Raw genomic sequence first — 16527 nt, 5'->3', positions numbered from 1 at the left:
GCGTAGTCGGGACTGATCACCAGGAGAGTCATTTCGCCACGTCCAGTCGTTCGAATCGTCCAGGTTCGTCGTGCGCGACCTCACGGTAGAGCGCTCCGAGCAGCTCGGACATGCGCTCGATGGTGAATCGGTCGCGGACCATCCGTTGCGACCGCTCGGAACGCGCGGTGCTGTCCGGATCACCCGCTTGGGTCAGCGCTGTGTCGAGCGCCACGCGAAGGCGCCGCACATCGGTTGTGGCTGTGAGGATCCCGGTGACGTCGTCTTCGACATACGTGGCCGGGCCACCGGCGTCCGGCGTGACGACGAGCAGTCCCGTCCCCATCGCCTCGAGCACGGCGATGCCGAATTCCTCCTTCACGCTTGCGCAGGCGTACACACCGCCTGGCGCCACCAGATCACGAAGCCCCAGCCGCGCTGCGGCGAGCCATCGAAGCGCAATGTCGTTGGCGCGGTGGCCGGGGAGAAGGAGGCCCGCAGCGGATCGTTCCGCGGACGGCACGACGTGTTCGATGAGCTCGAGCTGCTGGCGCTCATCGAACGAAGGGCGCTCCAGATTCCCTCCGATGATCAGGAGGTTCGCGCGTCGCTGCAGCGGCGAGCGCGCCCAAGCCCTCACCAGGGTGGCCATCCCCTTGACCCGATGGAGTCGGCCGAGGCTGACGATGAGGGGGAGACCACGGCGCTCCGGAGACAGTTCATCAATGAGCGCACGCAGCTCGGCGATCGCCGGCACTGGCTCGCCGCCTTCAGCGTGTGCTCGCACGTCAGCGATCGCCAGGTCGATCGCCTTCATATCGACTCCCTCCGGCACGACTGCGTGACGCGCTGGAGTCACGGTGAGATCGATCCCAACGAGTCGACGTAGTTCCTCGTGCAGTCGGGGTCGCGGAAAGAGCACCGTCCGCGAGGCTCCGGCCGCGAGTCGTTGCACCAACTGCGCCCGGAACCAGAAATGCTCGGCGAAATCGACTCGACCGAAGTTGTCACGGCGGAGGGCGCCGGATCCCTCGAGCGAGTCGATCAGCGCGTGAGGGTCGGGGGCCAATGTGAACACGTACGGTATGCCGAGATCACGGGCGACATCCGCGGCGGCCAGGCTGCCGACGTCGGCCATCCGGAGATGCAACAGATCGACGTTGCCCGCGTGCTGCAGGATCCGTCGAATCCCCAGCCGCACCGCGGCCCTCATCGGCCAAGCCTCTGCCACCGACTCGGCGACTCGGTACAGGGGAACCTGCACCAAGGAGTGCCCCGGTCGGCCGGTGCTCAGTGCCGAGAGGCTTCGGATCCCGTCGCTCGTCGAGCCGCGCGACAAGGTGAGGACGCGGCCCACTCCAGTACCAGAATCACTGGCGAGCGCATCGCCCAACCTCACGAGGAGTGTGGCGATGCCGCCGTTATCACCGGATCCGGCCGAGCTCAAGTACGAATCGATGTCGGCATGCAGGAAAAGCTGCGCCACCGTGAGTCCTTCATCGTGCGGCAGCGGAATCGCGGTCGATGGTTGCATGTCGATGAGCGTGAGACGTGCGACCTCCGCCAGCGATCCATCTGTGGCGGTGAACGACCTGACAAGACTGGTGAGCCGAGCATACGGGGGCCGCTGACCCAATGCCGAAACCGCGGTGGCCCGAACGGGGTCGGACTCGCTCGCATCCATCGCCACATCCGCGAGTGGCGTGATCGGCATCGGTCCTGGAACCAGGCCCATCGTCTCCACCACACGTGCGCGCGCCTCGGACTCGTCGGTGCGGGCCAGGACGTGTATGGCACCTCGCACCACCAGGTCGGCGGCTGAGGACGACCACCGCTCGAGGGTCTGCTGAGCGAGCATTCCCGAGAATCCGCCGGCCGTGGTCATCTCGAACAGTGCGCCAATGGTGTCAGCGCGCGGCTGCCCCGCTCCGAGAGCCCATGCCGCGTGCTGTCGGACGAAGGCCCGATCATCGGAGAGGAACCGGACGAGCCAACGTCCAGCTTGTTCGTCGTGCACGCTTCCGAGTGCATGCATGCACGCAACAGCGGTGAGCTCGTCATCGCCCCTGACCACGTGCGACAGCAGTCGAACGGTGGAAGCCCGGGCGTCTCGCCCGGCTTCAGCGGTCAAGTCGTCGGCGAGGCGCAGTGCCTCCACGATCGTTCTGGCACGGTACACGCCATCGAGCGCGGTCAGTACTCGCAAAGCTGCTCCCCTCCCCTCAGGCTCTGCAACCTTCGATCGCTTGTGCAAGGTCCGTGAAGAACAGCGACTCTTGGGCCGAGTATCGGTTCCGACCTGGGGCGCCGACATCCATCGTCGGTGTGAATCTCGCATCCGACGGTTCTCGCGAAGTGCGGGAAGCTCGAAGGAATCCGACTTCGAGCATGTGAACCTCGAGGCGGTCGGTAGTGCAGAGCACGAGCCGATCGAACATGCGGCGAGCGTCCCTTGGAATGGTGTGCCCACGAGGGGATGACGACACTGAGGAGTCGTTCGAACATCTGTCCTCCGAATGTGATCCGCGTCGAGGCTTGCAGCACCGCAGCATGCGCGCTACACCCTCATCAATTCCTTCCGGCTCGTTCAGTGCATCGGATGCATCGACTTGGGATTGGAATGCGAAGGACTCGAATCCGGCGACGTGGCTGATCCACCCGAGTCGGCGCGCGGCACAGACACCCTCGGAGCATCGGGACCCACGTGCGCTCATCGACGAGTACGGCCACCACTTCGGTGCCCACGGTCGAGAAGCTCGCCGGGCTGCTACGTCAGCTCGTCATGGAGCTGGAGGGTTCGGCTGAGCTGCACTGCATCAGGTCCGCGTCGAGGAGAGGGTCCCTTCCGTGCCGCGGGCTTCGGTCATGGCTCGAGCGTCGAGAGGGGTTCGCCGATCTCGACGATGTACGTCGAGAGCATGTGACCCACCTCGGGGCCGAGATCGGTCGCGTTGTGCGCCACGCCCGGCGGGATGAGGAAGCCGTCGCCGGCGTTCAGCGTGAGCGTGGTGGCGTCGCGGATCTCCATCCGAACCGTGCCGCCCACGATGTAGCCCACCTCTTCCCCGGGGTGGTGGTGCCAGCCAGAAGAGACTCCGACGGGGATCTCGGTGAGCACCTGCACGATCTCCCGGCCGGGAATCGAGGATGCGGCGCGTTGCACCTCGGTTCGCTTCAGCTTCTGCGTGAGCTCGTCGCGTGGGTCGTCGGTCATGGTTCCGTCTCCCTTCGTCGTCGTTCGCGAGTTTCCACGGTCCGCTGCCCCCGCATACATACGGCAGCACCGGCCCGCCGCGACTCACGTCGCGAGGAAACGCAACAGGTGACCGTTGATCTCCTCGGCATGCGTCACGCACCCGACGTGCGGCCCACCCTCGATCTCGATGTACTCGGCATCGGGCATTGCTGCGTGGGCGCGCCGACCTTGGTTTTCGAGGTCGAGGATGCGGTCGGCGGTGCCGTGCAGCAGCAACGCGGGCACGTCGATCTTCTGGATGTCGCTCGAGAAGTCCTCGAGCCAGGTGCGGGGGCAGGCCCACGTCGCCCACGGCGACGCGTCCACGCCGGCCGACCACATCGCGCGCACGTTCTCGTCGCTGACCCGCTTCCCGAGGTACTCGTCGAGGTTCAGCATGTCGCCGAGCAGGCCCGTGAGCCACGCGTAGCGGTCGGCGAGAATCGCCTGCTGCGTCGCGTCGACGCCCGCGGCGTCCACGCCGTGCGGGTTGTCCGGCCCCTTTGCGAAGGTGGGGGTCAGGCTCTCGATCAACACGATGCTCCGAACCCGATCAGTGCCGTAGCGTCCGATGTACCGTGCGACCTCCCCCGTCCCGAGTGAGAAGCCGACCAGCGAGACATCCGTGAGATCGAGCGTCCGCATCACGGTGTCGAGGTCGGCGCTGAGCGTGTCGAAGTCGTATCCGGTGATGGGAGCGCTCGAACGACCGAACCCGCGACGGTCGTAGTTGATCACCCGGTAACCGGCGTCGAGCAGGGGATGCAGCTGCGGCTCCCATGACCGGCCATCGAATGGCCAGCCATGGAGCAAGACGACGGCGCGTCCGATGCCCTGATCCTCGTAGTACAGATCGATCGGTGCCGAATTCTCGGCGCCCACAGTGATCGTGCCCATTCTCGAATCCCTCCGCCACGTTGCGATGGGAGCGATGCTCCCTCCTCGATGCCCCAACCGCAATCGGGTCGGGCGGATACACAGGTACCGGATCAGACCACGGCGCGGAAACCTCGAGCCGGGTGATCCGGGTCGCACTCGCCGCCGGTACGCCAGCGAATACACGTCGATCCGCGGCATCCGCTCGCGATCTTCTCTTGGCACTCTCTACCCGAGAGTGCTAATCTGGCCGTAGTTGAGCGACATCGACTCAACTCTTGGAACCGGCCGAACGGCCGACATCAGGGAGGAGAAAGCCATGGCCATGTACTGGGACCCGTTCCGTGAGCTCGACCGCCTCGCTGCGGGCATGCTCGACTCGAGGCAGGGGCCTCGCGTGATGCCCATCGACCTGCACCGCGACGGCGACCACTACGTGCTCTCGGCCGACCTGCCGGGCGTGGACCCCGGCTCGATCGGCGTCGACGTCGACGGCCAGCTGCTCACGATCCGGGCGGAGCGCACGCTGCGCTCCGACAGCGACGTGCAGTGGCTCGCCCACGAGCGACCGAGCGGCTCGTTCCTTCGCCAGCTCACACTCGGCGACGGGCTCGACACCGCCGCGATCAGCGCCCACTACGACAACGGCGTGCTGAGCGTCGTCATCCCGGTGAGCGAGCGCGCGAAGCCCCGCAAGGTCGAGGTGCAGAGCGCGCCGAACTCCGAGCGCGAGATCTCGGCGTCGTCGAGCTGAGCAACCGCCATCACGATCGAGGAGCCGCTTCGCCGTTCGGCGGAGCGGCCTCTCGCACTCTCCGTTCGCCCGAGTCGCCATCCAGCTGACTCGCGGCCTCATCACGTCGAGGAGATGAGACAGATGCAAGCTCATGACGTGTGGCGGCGTTACGACCGGACCCTCTTCCCCATCTTCCATGAGCGGTTCGAACAGAAGTGGGGATCCGGCACGGCACCGTTCCTCGATCCGAGCGTGTACGACAAGGACCAGCCCCGACCGCGAGCCCAATGGATCAACGTCGACACCGGAGCCGCGGTCGCGGTCGTTCCCGTCTGGGAGAACGACCCATCCGCTCGCTCGTTCGCCATCTTCTACCTTCCACCACACGGAGGCATCTGGGTCCTCCGACCTCCCGGGCTGACGGGTTACGTCGAAGATCCGGCCAGCGACAGTTCCCGTGGCGAAGGTTCCATCGCACTCCGTAACGACTCGTTCAAGAAGGCGGTCGCCCATGCCGAGGAGTTCATCTACGGAACCAGACCAGGGTAATCAAGCCGTTCCACGACCCGCGCCGATGCAGGAAGTCTCGAGCGCCGCTCACCCATCACTACCTGACGACTGTCGACGACGCGCCCGTGTCGCGAGCTTCCGCCGCGACCTCCTGAACATCGACGCCCACTTGGACGGGCTGGTCAGGGGGGACCGGAATGGGGCTGGCATCCAGATGCTCGGGCACGAGTTCGATGCCGCCGGTGCTGTTCGCGGAGCGCATGAGCTCTTCGAGCCAGTCTCGGTTGATCTCGGGCGCTTCGGGTTCATCGAACACGAAGCGGACCGGGATCGAGGGATGGAGCCAGACGGTGCTGCGACCCCTGGGCTGGTCATCGGTGTGACGCCAGGACAAGGTGAAGCTCTCGCCGCGGCGCAGCTTCGTCGTGACGGCGACCTTCACGTGTGCGAGTGCGCGATCTTCGATGCCGATCGGGGTTCCGGAGTCACCGTAGTAGAAGGTACCCACGAGCCCAGCGTACGCGTGGGCTCACGGTTTTCGCGATGAGGTGCATCCGAACCCGCGCCGGCCGTGGAAGTACTGGTAGCGGGTGGTACTCGCGCCCGCCGACAGAAGGGAAGTCCAATGAAGCGCATCCTCGCCACCGGTTTCATCGCCGCGCTCGCCACCTTCGGTGCGGCCGGCGCCGCCAACGCCGCACCCGCCGACGTCGCCTGCTTCGGCCAGGTGCACAAGACGATCAACACCGAAGGCGCCCTCGGGTTCACCAACGTCGGAGACGTGGTCAAGGCGCTCGGCGGCCAAGGCAAGAACGAGACCGCCAGGGGCATCTGCGCCGGCTGAGCGGCGCAGGCGATACTCGGCACGTCGTCGGGGGCTCGGAACCTTCCTTCCGGGCCCTCGGCTCATGCCCGGCGGGTGAGCTCCCCGCGCACGATCGAATCACCCGAGTGGGCAGGCTGACCGTCGACCGGTTCGGCCGAGACATCCACGAGCGTGTACTCGTCGAGATCGATGTTCTGCGGGATCGAGAATCGACCGGAGTCTCCGTCGAGGAGGCCGAGGCTGACGAGGCCCGACGCGTCCGCCCGGATCAGCCAGACCTCTCGGACGTCGCCCGGCGGGATCGTCGCATCGAGATCGACGACGACGCTGCGATTCCCGTCGGAGTCCGCTTCGACCGTCGCGGTGCCGGAGGCGCTCCATCCGGGGAACGCGTCGAGCTGGGCGGTCGCGAGCACCTGCGAAGCGGAGTCGGTGTCGCCGGCACCGAGCCGGGCGAACGCGAACGTCAGACCGACGCCAACGAGCACGCCGGTCACCGCGGCGGCGACGGCGATCGGCCACCAGGCTCGATTTCGATGACGCGACGTCCCGGCGCCGGACGGCTCGTTCTGGACCTTCGGCGCGAGCGGACGCACCTGGGCCTGGAGGTCGGGCCGGTTACGCTCGGGAATCGGATCGCCGGCAAGGGCCGGATCCAGGTCGAGCTCTGCATGGATGCCGCTCCACACGGACGGCGGCGGCACCTCGAGGTCCGCCCCGCGCAGTCCTCGACCCAAGGAAACGGTCCGCTGCATCGCCTCGAACTCGGAGCGGCACTCCTCGCACGCATCGAGGTGGGCACGCATCTCACCGGTCGGCTCCTCGCCGTCAAGCGCGAGCACGGCGAGATCTTCAGGCGCGATGTGGTCCATCGTCCACCTCCCAACGTCTGCGCAATCGGATGAGGCTGCGTCGAACATGGCTTTTCACGGTACCGATCGGCAGTCCCATCGCCTCGGCGATCTCCGAGTGGCTGAGGTCGTCGTAGAACGCCAGTTGCATCACCTTCCGGGGCACCGGTTCGAGGCGTTCGAGCTCCTCGGCGACCATCACCCGTTCCGCGAGTCCGTCATCGGGCAACGCATCCCCCGCTGCGAAGGCCTCCGCGGCGAGTGTGTCCTGCAGTCGTCGCGCCTTGGCCCGCGCCTCATGCGCGTCGGCGATGCGGTGCTTCGTGATCCCGACGAGCCACGCACCCAGCGCCGCCCGCTCGGCGTCGTACGTCGCACGGGCCCGCCACGCCGAAATGTACACCTGCTGGGTCACGTCCTCGGCGTCCCCGCGTTCACCGAGCGAGCGGAGCGCGAGGCGGAAGACCAGCGGCGACCAACGAGCGTACGCCTCGCGCAAGGCGCGCTCGTCGCCAGCTGCGAACGCGGACGCCAACTCCTGATCGTCCATCGCGTCGAAGGCCGTGCTCACCGCCAGACGACCACCCCTTCGTCGACCGTCAAGAGCGGGCGCTTCCGCTCGGCCTGGCAGGCGCCGGGTCGCCCGCGCCCCCGCAGTCAGCATAGCGATCCATCCCTCCGCTCATCGGGTCGGCGTCGCGGTGAGGACGAGGTTCGACAGGTAGCGACGCGCGCCGTAGTCGAACTCCCCGCCGCAGGTGACGAGCGTGAGTCGGGCCGGCCCCGAACGATCGAAGGCCCCATCCCAGTCGGCGTCGTCCTTCGGGACCAGGCCGCGGCCCTGCACGGCATACCGATGCTGCGCTCCCGCGGCATCCGTGACGACGATCTCCATGCCGGGCGACGCGTCCCGCAGTCGCGCGAACGGCAACACGTCGTACGTGAGCGAGTCGACATGCGCCGCGATCACCGTGGACCCGGATGCACTCGCCGGCGCCGGTCCGTACTGATACCAGGCGGCGACGGCAGGGTCGTCGATGAGCGCCATGCGGCCCTGCTCGTCGAGGCCGACCGGTTGCACGCTGACGTCGATGCCGAGCGACGGGACCTCGAGCCGCGTCGGCGACGCGGGCGCCGGACCTTGGGCGTCCAACGCCGCCGACTGCCTGGGCACATCGAGCGGGTCCGTGACGGCATCGGGCAGGTCTCCGGCGCTCGTCCCGGCCCGGGAGGCCGGAGCCGCAGCAGCGGCGGCCACGGATGCCACCTCAGCCCCCGATTCCGCCGAGGTCCATCGTGGTCCCGTCATGAACACGAGCACGGCGGAAGCCGCGGCCGAACACCCGATGAGTGCGACCGCGACATCCGCTCCCCGCATCGGGCTCAGCGCTCCGCCTTCGCGACCACGCGGCGGCGGACGACCAGCACGGCCAGCATGGCGGCGGCGACGACGGCGAACGCGATCCCCGACCACAGCCGCAGCTGCTGCTCGGGACCGTTGCTCGCGACCAGGCCCGCAGCGCCGGCCGGGACCCCGTCCGGTGCCGACTGCATGCCGGTGACCGTCTGCACGGCCAGCGCGAGATTGTCGTCCTCCAGGCTGCCCCAGGCGTAGACGACCGTGAGCGTTCCCTCGCTGACGGTCACATCAGCCGGTCCGATGACCGGCTCGGTCGTCCCGGTCGCGGCGACGGATGCGGACACCGTGCCGGGCGCGAGCTCGAGCGTCTGCTCGTCGGGATTGCTCAGGTTCGTGATCACGGGCTGACCTCCGGCGAGCACGTCGACGGCAGGCGCTGCTGCCACGTGGCGCACGGTGAGTCGCCCCTGGCCTGCGGCGATGCCCGACACATCGTTGGCGTACAGGGTCGCGGTCGGATCGCCATCCGCGTCGAGATGCGCCACCGCGGTGTAGTCGCCGCCAGCGTCGAGCGGGAGATCGACGGGCCCGATCGCCGGTTGCGAGGCGTCGGGGGCATCCGACGCGGTGATCGCAACGGTATAGGTGCCGGCCGGCAGCTCGAGTGGGCCGGCGAGATCACCGGGCTCGAAGTCGTCGAGCGTCAGTTCGCCGTTCACGTACACATCGACGGTGAGGTCGGGCACGCCGTGGAGCACCGACAACATCGCCGTGCCCTCCGCCGCGTCCGCCGGTACCGCGGCTCCCAGGGCCAGGAGCGCCCCAGCTCCGATGCCGACCATGATCGTGTTCATGATTCCTCCAGGTCTCGGCCCCGCTAGGCGGAGCATCCGAAGTTCCGTTCACCATCTCCTTCCGCAGGGAGGTGGCGATCGGATGCAGTGGCAGGCGGATTCCTCGATAGCGGACACCGTGGCCGGACGACGGACGCCTCCGGCTGACCTCGACCGGAGGCATCCGTCGTGAAGAATCTCGCGTGCACATCAGAGCGCTCGCAGTCGCCGTCGCTTCCTCACGAGCGGAGACGGGTGGCTGCGCACGGTCGGTGGAGTCGCGTGCACGACCGCTGCATTCGCTTGGTGTGCCGGCCCGTCCCTCAACGCGTTCGCCCCCAAGCGACTGCGGCGGACGGGCCGACATCTCGCCGATGCCCCTAGGATCGGCTGAGACCATCCGACATCGCTGGTACGGATACGCGAAATCGCAGGAGTCCCCCTTGACTTCCCAGCCACTCGCTATCGCCTCGTGCGCTCAGGGTCGACCACCGCCTGCGGCCGTCACTCTCACCATCGACGCGGAATCCCTGCGAACACCCCCACGGCGGTCACCAGTACCGCGAGCACGACGGCTGCCGCGCTCACGAAGACGGAGACCCATCCGGGAATCCCGAAGGCTGAGACGACATCCGGAAGGTTCACCAGGACGGCGGCGCCCGCGCACGCTGCGACCGCCAACATCGCGGCGACCACGCCTACGACGTACGAGGTCGTTGATCCTGCAGCCATTCCTGCCTCCACTCCGCCGATGCGCCCAGGAGCTCCGCCGGTCGCAAGCAGCCCAATGAAACGCCACGAGGAGCCTGGCGACTCGCCCCTTGACAAATCCGCCCGCCCACGACTCGTCAGCGCGCAACGGAGAGACGAAGCAGGCAATCGCGGGCGCAGCTCACGAGGTCGTCGATCCTCGACGCGACCCGACCGACATCGATCCGAGCCTTCGCAGGCCGAGGGACTTCCCGGGAGACGCGAAGTGGGTCCTCCCGAGGGAGGACCCACTCCGCGTTGGGATCAGGCCAGACAGACCTATCCCTTGGCCACCTTGTCGGTGGTCGCACTCCGGACCGTCAGCGGATCGAGCGTCCCGAAGGACCCCGTCACCTCCACGAAGATCCGGCGGTTCTTGTCCTTGTCGGTCAGCACGTAGCTGTCCGAGGGACCGGACTGGATGGGGGTCGGCGCGCCGATCCGGTACCAGTTGTAGGTGAGCTCGGCGTTGCCCGGCGACCAGTCGCCCGTCACCTTCAGTGTCCCGCCGACATTGAGGTCGCCCTCGATGACGGGCGTGTCCGCCGTGATCGTGACCGCGGACGTGAACGAGTAGTCCCCGCCCTCGGCCACTTCGTAGACGTCGTAGCCGTCCTCACGACCCGTGAAGGTCGCGCCTTCGGAGCCGATGCTGACGCTGTCCTCGGATGCCAAGGGCACCCAGACTTCGCCACTGGTGCCCTCGGGAACCGTCACGTCGAGGTCGATGACCTTCGCGTCGTCCTGCGTCCACTTGACGTCGATGTCGCCGTTCGGCGTCGGCACTCGACCTTCGCTCCACTCGAGGTCCGACAGGTGCGGCTTGACCGTCCAGGTCTCGAACCCGGGCTCGACCGGCTTCACGCCCAGCAGGTAGGCGGACATGTTCCACGTCGGACCGCTCGCCCAGCTGTGCGCGAGGCTCTTGTTCGCGTCGGTGAGGTCGCCGTTCTGCTGGTGGTTCTCCCAGAACGCCCCGGTGTAGAACGGGTCGTCCGGGTTCGCCATCCTCGCCCAGAGGTTCTTGGTGAGGGCGAGGGCGTCATCGGTGTTGCCGGACTCGTACCGAGCAGCGAGCTCGAATCCGGAGATGTGCGTGCTAATGAGCGTCGAGTTGTTCGCCTCGGGCGAGAACGGCTGGGGGCCCTGGTCGCCCCACAGGTTGTTCTTCATCCAATCGAGGATGCCCGAGACCTTGTCCTCGGGCGCGACGCCCCACAGCACGGCCATCGAGTTCGCGTCCTGCGGCACGGCGTTGCCCGACTTGTTGCCCGTGTCGACGTTCGACATCTTGTAGACGCCACGCACGGGGTCGAAGAGGGTCGCGTTGATCGAGGCCTTCACCTGGGTGGCGCGAGCCTCCCATGCCGCCTCGTCGGCGGCCCAGACCGTCGCGTCCGCGTTGCCGGGGTCGTTCTCGATCATGTGGCCCGCCAGCCACGCCGCTTCCGTGAGCGCGTGGTAGTAGAGCACGTTCGTCGCGGTCACTGTTCCCGCACGACCGCCGTCGTAGAAGTCCCAGTCGCGACCGTCGCTGCCCGACGTCGTCACGATCAGGCCGTCCGCGTTGGCCAGGCCGAGGTTGTAGTTCATCTGCGCCTTGAGCCTGCTGTACTGCGAGATCGCGAAGTCGAGGTCTCCCGTGTAGCGGTAGCTGTCGACGAGGCCGACCGGGAAGTAGATCGAGTACGCGGTCGAGTAGAACTGGGCGACCGCCGGGACCGAGGTCCAGTTGGCCGACTCGCCGGGGACGGACCCGTTGGCGGCCTGGCGCGACCCCAGCACGCCGATCGAGTTCTCGATGTACTCCGATCCCTTCGGGCCGTACCCGAACGCCGTGTACGTCGACCGACCTGCGTTGAACAGGTCGCCCGCCCAGATCCGGCGGTCGCGCTTCGCGCCGTCGAGGATGACCGGGAACGTGCTGTTGTTCTGGGCTCCGGTCGGCACCATGTTGGTGTCGACGGTGTACGCGCCGGTGTACCAGATGTCGTTCAGCACCTCGTCGCTCGACAGGAACCAGCCCTGGTAGTCGTCGGGGCCGTAGTTCGGGAACTTCGACTCCACGCCGACATCGGAGATGGTGACGGTCCCGGGCGTGGTCAGGGTCACCGCGTGGAACCGGATGCCGCCCTGCAGCGCGTTCGCCGGGGTGGTGTAGGTGCCTGCGCCGGTCACCTGCGTCACGCGGTTGCGAGGCGAGCCGACGCCGGTCCCGAGGTATCCGGCGTTGTCGCCGACGACGTTTCCGGGGGAGCTGACGACGGCGCTGTCGGTGGCGTGGTCCTTCGCGAGCGGGCTGACGGTGACACCCGTGCGAGGGTTGCGCAGCGTCGTGCCGGCATCGAAGCCCGCGGTGACGGCCGGGGCGAACGACAGTCCCGTTCCGTGGAAGACGACCGGCGTCGCGGCGGCGCGATCGGCGGACAGCGCCGTGATTCCGAGACCCGTGCCGGCGGCGCCGGCCGTGCCGACACTCGTCACCGTGACGTTCTCGCCGCCGACGTCGAGGACATCGCCGACCTGACGGCCGGTGGTCGAGGCCACCTTGATGTTGGTCGCGCCCGCAACGGCGGCGGCGGCGAGCGTCGTCTGGCTCGAGGTCCTGCCGACCGCGGTGATGGTGACCGCCTGCTGGCTGGACCCCGTGCCGATGAGCAGTTCGGCGCCGACGGGGAAGTTGTTCGTCGTCGTCACCTCGACGTTGGTGGCGCCGGGCGCGATCGGCGCGAACGCTGTCGTGGAGACCGCCGCGAGTCCGATGCTCACGATCGTCGCGGACTCCTGGTCCGCGCCGGTTCCGATGAGCAGCGACTGCCCCACCGTCATCTGCGTCGTGTTCGTCACGTAGACGGTCTCGGAGCCGGCCGCAGCCGGCTTGACGAGCTGCGACTCGTTCTTGCGGCTGATGTAATTGAAGCTCTCGCTGTACGCCGTGCGGACACCGACGGTGCCCGACGACGAGTCCACCGTGAAGTACGGCAGGCCGCCGACCACCGGTCCGTAGTCCAGGATCACGTAGGGAGCGAGTCCCGTGCCGTCCCAGCTGAGGGTGGCCGACCCGCTGCCGCCGGCGACGAGCGCCTCGGCATTCGTCACATTGCCGAACGACCCGGCGACGACCTCGGGGCGCAGGGTGGACTCGCCGGTTCCGAGGACCTCGTCCTGCCATGCCTGCTCCTCCTCCGCCTGTGCCGGCAGCACGGCGAGGGAGGTGAGCGCCAGGGCAGCGACGACGCTCGCCGCCATGCACGTTCGTGTGAATCGCCGGGTTGTGGTGGGAGGCGTCTCGCTCCTCGCCCGAGACGCCGCGCTGTTCGATCGCATTTCTCTCCTTTGAGCCGTAATCGTGAACATGGGGTGAATCGATTCATCCCGTTCAGGTCACTGTAGGGCAATTGCAACGATTTACCAATGGGTCCACTGAATTTCAGACCCACTGCCTCACTGGTTGCATCGTGGTACCGCTCTCATCGAATTGTGCGGTCACATTCCTGGATTTCAGCGAAGATATCCACGTGGGCAAGGTCACCGTGAAGGACGTCGCTGCCGCGGCCAACGTGTCGCCTTCGACGGTGTCGAACTACTTCAATCGGCCCGCCCGCCTCTCCGACGACACTCGGGATCGCATCCGCCGTGCCATCCGGGATCTCGGATTCGTGCCGAACGACGCCGCTCGGCGCCTTCGTGCCGGCACCAACCCCGTCGTCGGCTACATCGCGTTCGAGCTCATGAGTGCGTTCACGCCGGGGATCGCCAACGCGATCGAGCGCGAGGTGGCCGCCCGGGGCATGCACGTGCTCATGGCGAACGACACGGAATCGACGGATCGGGAGCGCAGCTACATCGAGCTCTTCGAGATGCAACGTGTGAGCGGGCTCATCATCGCCCCGGTCGGCGAGATCGAGACGGACCTCCTCGAGCTGAAACGTCGGGGCACTCCCAGCGTGCTCAGCGCACGGCTCGCGACCAGCGACTCCTTGGCCTCCTCGTCGGCCGACGGCATCCTCGGCGGATACCTGGCCGTCTCGCACCTGCTCGAGATCGGATGCCGAAGGGTCGCCTTCGTGACCACCTCGCCCGAGCTGAGGCAGATGAGCGACCGCCTCCAGGGGGCGTTGAGAGCGATGGATGAGCAGCGCGGCGCAACGTTCGAGGTCATCCAGGTCCCGGAACGCAGCGTCGGTGCGGGTGCTGCTGTCGCCGCGGACATCGCGGCGCGAGCCGAGTCGGCCCGCCCAGACGCACTGTTCTGCGCGAATGATCTCCTTGCGATCGGCGTCATCCAGCATCTCGCGGTGCACACCGACATTCGGATCCCTTCCGACGTGGCCGTCATCGGCTACGACGACATCGAGTTCGCCGCCTCGACTGCCGTACCCCTGTCGTCGGTCCGTGTCTCGGCCGAATCACTCGGTGTTGCCGCGGTGGAGTTGCTCTTCGAGGAGATGGAGCTGGTCGCGTCGGCTCGTCCCGGCGAGTTGCCGGATACTCCGAGCCGGCACATCCTCTTCGAGCCGCAGCTCGTGTCACGCGCCTCCACGCTCCGAGGTGGGGCCACGGGCTGACGCGCACTACGAGCGTGCATCAGCCTGCCGCCGGCGGACAGGCTCCGGGTGGCGTCGGGGCAGCGCTTCGACTGCGCCCGGTGCTACTCGGCGGCCTCCGACCGCGCCGGCGCGGGCTGCCACTCGGGCTCGCCAGTCGGGCCCTCGTCGTCGGCGTCTTCGTCGGAGGCGTCCTCCGCCGGCGCAACCGCATCGGGCGAGGGCTGGGGCAGGCTGCCGAGGCGATCGACCTGTTCGGTGAGCGCGTCGAGGACCGAGCGCAGCTGCACCTGGGCGACCTGCGCATAGGTGCGGACGTACTCGATCTCGGGAACCAGCGCACCGTGTTCCGCGGGGACCGTCGCCGTTGCAGCCTGGCTGGCCGTGGTCTCGGCGCGCTCGAGGATCTCGCGGTACTGGTTGCGAGCGGTGAGCACGAGGTCGCGGGCGTACTGCTCGGCGTCGGCCACGGCCTTGTCGGCGATCAGCTGGGCCTGGGTGAGCAACCCGACTGCTCCGGCCGTGATCTCGTCGTCCGAGGCGGGGCCGGACGCTCCGGTGGTCGCCTTCGCGGCTCGCAGCTCGGCGAGCTCCTGCCGAGTGCTGGCCGCAGCCGCCTTGACCTCGGAGATCGCGGTCGCGAGGTCGCGCATGAAGTTGTCGACCTCGAGGCGGTCGTAGGCGCCGCCCCGGATCTTCATGGTGAACTCCACCGAATGGGGGTCGGGGAGGTGGCTCACCGCGACGGCCAGGTCGTGCTCGGGCCCCGTGCCCGAATCGGCGATGTTGTCGGGGTCGATCTCGTTCAGCGACATGCGTGGTACCCCTATTCGCTCCCCGGCAGCCCAGCCGGCTCCGGTTCATGGGTGTGGTGGTGAAGTTCGTGGCTGTCTTCGTCGAGGGTTGCGAACTGCTCGAACCGGATGTCCGACCGCGCGATCCCTCCGGCGCGGAGCCGGGAGACCGTGTGGCGCACCATCTCGGGCGATCCGCACACCAGCGCGAGACGTCCGTGCAGCGAGCCGCTCTCCGCCGCGGCATCCCCCACCAGGCCCTTGCGGCCCGGATAGCTGGGGTCGTCGGAGACCACCGGCGTGTAGGTGAACCACGGGCGGGTGGACAGGTTCTTCAACAGCCGGTTCTCGTACAGGTTCCAGGGCAGGCGCGCACCGTGGAACAGGTGGACCTGCGGAGCCTGGCCGGTCGCCTGCCAGTCCTGGTCGATCCGTTCCAGGTGCGACCGCAGCGGGGCCAGGCCGGTTCCTCCGGCGACCATGATCAGGTCGCGCCGACGCTCGTCCTCGTCGAGGGTCAGCTCCTGACCGACGGGGGCTCCGATGCGCACGGTCTCGCCGGCTTCGAGGTGGCGCACCATGCTGCTGCTGACCTGGCCGCCGGGGACCATCTGGACGTGGAACTCGAGGGTGCCGTCGGCACGCGGCGCGTTCGCCGGGCTGAGGTAGCGCCACAGCCGAGGCCGCGACGGGATCTCCACCGCGACGGATTGGCCCGGCACGAAAGCCAGCTGCGGTTCGGGGCGGACCTGGATGACCGCGAGGTCCATCCCCCGACGATCCACCGCGGTCACGTGCCCGGCCCAGGAGGCGGGGCTGGTCGACTCGGAAGCCTCGGCTGCCTGGACCATGACCGTGGCGATCACCCCGTAGGCCTCGGCCCAGTCGGCCGCGACCTCGTCGGTCCACCCGTCGCCGAGGAAGTGCTTGAGCGTGGCGAGGAGGGAGGCCCCGACCGCGTTGTAGTGGGCCGCGATGACCTCGAAGCGCCGGTGGTCGCGACCGAGCTGTTCGATGAACCCGACCACCTCGCCGAGCTCGTCGACGCTGGACACGATCCGGCCGAGCGCGCCGACAAGACGATCGCGTTGGGTCGCCATCGAGACGGGGAACATGCCCCGCAGCTCGGGGTGCGACAGGAACAGGTGCGAGTAGAAGAACAGCGGCACCTCGTCGCCGAGGCTCTCCGCCGCCGCCCACGTCCGCTTCAGCGCAGCGGTGTCCACCGCG

The 16527-nt window shown here is 67.9% G+C and carries 15 protein-coding genes; 4 read left to right on the top strand and 11 right to left on the bottom strand.

Annotated features, from left to right (window positions below):
* Positions 1–28: 28 nt before the first annotated feature.
* The 3 genes from ACFVN5_RS05565 to ACFVN5_RS05555 all read right to left on the bottom strand — a co-directional run bounded on the left by ACFVN5_RS05565 (position 29) and on the right by ACFVN5_RS05555 (position 4111).
* The gene (locus tag ACFVN5_RS05565) at positions 29–2185 is read right to left on the bottom strand and encodes a glycosyltransferase (protein WP_376953808.1); all 2157 of its coding nucleotides are present in this window, start codon (positions 2183–2185) and stop codon (positions 29–31) included.
* Between the two features lie 657 nt (positions 2186–2842).
* Positions 2843–3193: a cupin domain-containing protein gene (locus ACFVN5_RS05560; protein ID WP_376953806.1), complete on the bottom strand. Its 351-nt coding sequence runs from the start codon at positions 3191–3193 to the stop codon at positions 2843–2845.
* 84 nt (positions 3194–3277) lie between these two features.
* Positions 3278–4111 carry an alpha/beta fold hydrolase gene (locus ACFVN5_RS05555; protein WP_376954323.1) on the bottom strand — a complete coding sequence of 278 codons (834 nt, stop codon included), beginning with the start codon at positions 4109–4111 and terminating at the stop codon, positions 3278–3280.
* A 298-nt stretch (positions 4112–4409) separates the two neighbouring features.
* Between ACFVN5_RS05555 and ACFVN5_RS05550 the strand changes: the two genes are divergently transcribed.
* Both ACFVN5_RS05550 and ACFVN5_RS05545 read left to right on the top strand, forming a co-directional pair.
* Entirely contained in the window at positions 4410–4844 is a 435-nt protein-coding gene (locus ACFVN5_RS05550; protein WP_376953804.1) for an Hsp20/alpha crystallin family protein, read from the top strand.
* 123 nt (positions 4845–4967) lie between these two features.
* Positions 4968–5375 carry a hypothetical protein gene (locus ACFVN5_RS05545; protein WP_376953803.1) on the top strand — a complete coding sequence of 136 codons (408 nt, stop codon included), beginning with the start codon at positions 4968–4970 and terminating at the stop codon, positions 5373–5375.
* A 58-nt stretch (positions 5376–5433) separates the two neighbouring features.
* Here the strand turns inward: ACFVN5_RS05545 and ACFVN5_RS05540 are convergent, their stop codons facing one another.
* Positions 5434–5844, bottom strand: coding sequence for a hypothetical protein (locus ACFVN5_RS05540; RefSeq protein ID WP_376953802.1), 411 nt, complete (start codon positions 5842–5844; stop codon positions 5434–5436).
* A 117-nt stretch (positions 5845–5961) separates the two neighbouring features.
* Here ACFVN5_RS05540 and ACFVN5_RS05535 point away from each other — a divergent pair, with 117 nt between their 5' ends.
* Entirely contained in the window at positions 5962–6180 is a 219-nt protein-coding gene (locus ACFVN5_RS05535) for a hypothetical protein (RefSeq protein ID WP_376953801.1), read from the top strand.
* A 62-nt stretch (positions 6181–6242) separates the two neighbouring features.
* Here the strand turns inward: ACFVN5_RS05535 and ACFVN5_RS05530 are convergent, their stop codons facing one another.
* From ACFVN5_RS05530 to ACFVN5_RS05510, 5 genes are all read right to left on the bottom strand, one after another.
* A complete protein-coding gene (locus ACFVN5_RS05530) occupies positions 6243–7034 on the bottom strand; it encodes an anti-sigma factor domain-containing protein (protein WP_376953800.1) in 792 nt (263 codons plus the stop codon).
* Entirely contained in the window at positions 7015–7584 is a 570-nt protein-coding gene (locus ACFVN5_RS05525) for an RNA polymerase sigma factor (protein ID WP_376953799.1), read from the bottom strand. Before ACFVN5_RS05525 ends, ACFVN5_RS05530 begins: the two co-directional genes overlap by 20 nt.
* A 111-nt stretch (positions 7585–7695) precedes the next feature.
* On the bottom strand, positions 7696–8322 hold the full coding sequence (locus ACFVN5_RS05520) for a class F sortase (RefSeq protein WP_376953798.1): 627 nt from the start codon (positions 8320–8322) through the stop codon (positions 7696–7698).
* A 74-nt stretch (positions 8323–8396) separates the two neighbouring features.
* The gene (locus tag ACFVN5_RS05515) at positions 8397–9227 is read right to left on the bottom strand and encodes a DUF4397 domain-containing protein (RefSeq protein WP_376953797.1); all 831 of its coding nucleotides are present in this window, start codon (positions 9225–9227) and stop codon (positions 8397–8399) included.
* 1008 nt (positions 9228–10235) lie between these two features.
* Positions 10236–13205 (bottom strand): alpha-L-rhamnosidase C-terminal domain-containing protein, encoded by a 2970-nt coding sequence (locus ACFVN5_RS05510; protein ID WP_376953795.1) that lies wholly within the window; start codon positions 13203–13205, stop codon positions 10236–10238.
* Positions 13206–13354: 149 nt separating this feature from the next.
* On the opposite strand from ACFVN5_RS05510, the gene ACFVN5_RS05505 reads away from it, so the two are divergent.
* Positions 13355–14524 (top strand): LacI family DNA-binding transcriptional regulator, encoded by a 1170-nt coding sequence (locus ACFVN5_RS05505; protein WP_376953794.1) that lies wholly within the window; start codon positions 13355–13357, stop codon positions 14522–14524.
* A gap of 83 nt (positions 14525–14607) precedes the next feature.
* On the opposite strand, the gene ACFVN5_RS05500 is transcribed toward ACFVN5_RS05505, so the two are convergent.
* Positions 14608–15318, bottom strand: a complete 711-nt coding sequence (locus tag ACFVN5_RS05500) for a hypothetical protein (RefSeq protein ID WP_376953793.1) — start codon at positions 15316–15318, stop codon at positions 14608–14610.
* 11 nt (positions 15319–15329) lie between these two features.
* On the bottom strand, positions 15330–16523 hold the full coding sequence (locus tag ACFVN5_RS05495) for a globin domain-containing protein (RefSeq protein WP_376953791.1): 1194 nt from the start codon (positions 16521–16523) through the stop codon (positions 15330–15332).
* Positions 16524–16527 lie beyond the last annotated feature (4 nt).

The organism is Agromyces sp. NPDC057865, from assembly GCF_042796995.1.
Lineage (GTDB): Bacteria > Actinomycetota > Actinomycetes > Actinomycetales > Microbacteriaceae > Agromyces.
Note: the sequence above shows the minus strand (reverse complement) of the source record. Positions and strands in the feature narration are given on the sequence as shown.

Coding starts and splice junctions, on each gene's coding strand:
- ACFVN5_RS05500 (WP_376953793.1), bottom strand. CDS start 15,318: ATGTCGCTGAACGAGATCGACCCCGACAACATCGCCGATTCGGGCACG.
- ACFVN5_RS05535 (WP_376953801.1), top strand. CDS start 5,962: ATGAAGCGCATCCTCGCCACCGGTTTCATCGCCGCGCTCGCCACCTTC.
- ACFVN5_RS05515 (WP_376953797.1), bottom strand. CDS start 9,227: ATGAACACGATCATGGTCGGCATCGGAGCTGGGGCGCTCCTGGCCCTG.
- ACFVN5_RS05555 (WP_376954323.1), bottom strand. CDS start 4,111: ATGGGCACGATCACTGTGGGCGCCGAGAATTCGGCACCGATCGATCTG.
- ACFVN5_RS05520 (WP_376953798.1), bottom strand. CDS start 8,322: ATGACGGGACCACGATGGACCTCGGCGGAATCGGGGGCTGAGGTGGCA.
- ACFVN5_RS05560 (WP_376953806.1), bottom strand. CDS start 3,193: ATGACCGACGACCCACGCGACGAGCTCACGCAGAAGCTGAAGCGAACC.
- ACFVN5_RS05530 (WP_376953800.1), bottom strand. CDS start 7,034: ATGGACCACATCGCGCCTGAAGATCTCGCCGTGCTCGCGCTTGACGGC.
- ACFVN5_RS05510 (WP_376953795.1), bottom strand. CDS start 13,205: ATGGCGGCGAGCGTCGTCGCTGCCCTGGCGCTCACCTCCCTCGCCGTG.
- ACFVN5_RS05550 (WP_376953804.1), top strand. CDS start 4,410: ATGGCCATGTACTGGGACCCGTTCCGTGAGCTCGACCGCCTCGCTGCG.
- ACFVN5_RS05545 (WP_376953803.1), top strand. CDS start 4,968: ATGCAAGCTCATGACGTGTGGCGGCGTTACGACCGGACCCTCTTCCCC.